This is a genomic window from Arthrobacter sp. 08Y14, assembly GCF_002929455.1.
Taxonomy (GTDB): Bacteria; Actinomycetota; Actinomycetes; order Actinomycetales; family Micrococcaceae; genus Arthrobacter_B; species Arthrobacter_B sunyaminii.
Genome location: NZ_PJIX01000038.1, coordinates 1 through 593, shown reverse-complemented (window position 1 = coordinate 593; position 593 = coordinate 1). Strand labels below are relative to the sequence as shown.

Sequence of the window (593 nt, the reverse complement as noted above, 5' to 3'; positions counted from 1 at the left end):
GCCGATGCGATCGTCACATCGCTCAGCGACTTCGCCGTCGCCCGGATGTTGACGCGCGTGCCTGTTCCCTACGACCAGGAGGACGGCCGTGACTGGCTGAACATGGTGACCTCGGGGATGAAGCCCGACTGGCATTTCGCCATCACGCTCGATGGTGTCCATGTCGGCGTGGCTTCCCTGGAGGTCCGCCATGGCCTCTGGCACATCGGCTACTGGCTGAACCGCTTCTATTGGGGCAAGGGCCTGATGTCGGAGGCGGTTGATGCCGCCCTCGATCGCTTCTTGATGCGCATGCCACAGGCCGAAATCCTGGGTGGCGCTTTCGCCGACAACCCGGCCTCGCTGCGACTGCTCGAGGCAAGAGGGTTTCAGATCACGGGCGCCCGGGATGTCTTCTCCAAGGCGCGCAACACCATGGTGCCGCTCGTCGAATCCCGGCTGTCGCAGGCGGACTTCACTAACCGCCACCGCAAAGCATAGCCGACAATGCTCCGGGCGCCCGCCGCCCGGAGTTCATGCCTCGGCGAGCTCTAGCCAGACCGGAAAATGGTCTGACCCGCGAGCGGAATTGTCCACCTGACAGGCCTTGAGAC

General features: G+C 64.1%; 1 protein-coding gene. It reads left to right on the top strand.

What is annotated here, in order from left to right; all coding sequences use genetic code 11:
• On the top strand, nucleotides 1–480 hold a 480-nt coding region (locus CXR03_RS18930), incomplete at its 5' end, for a GNAT family N-acetyltransferase (RefSeq protein WP_104105056.1).
• Nucleotides 481–593: the final 113 nt, after the last annotated feature.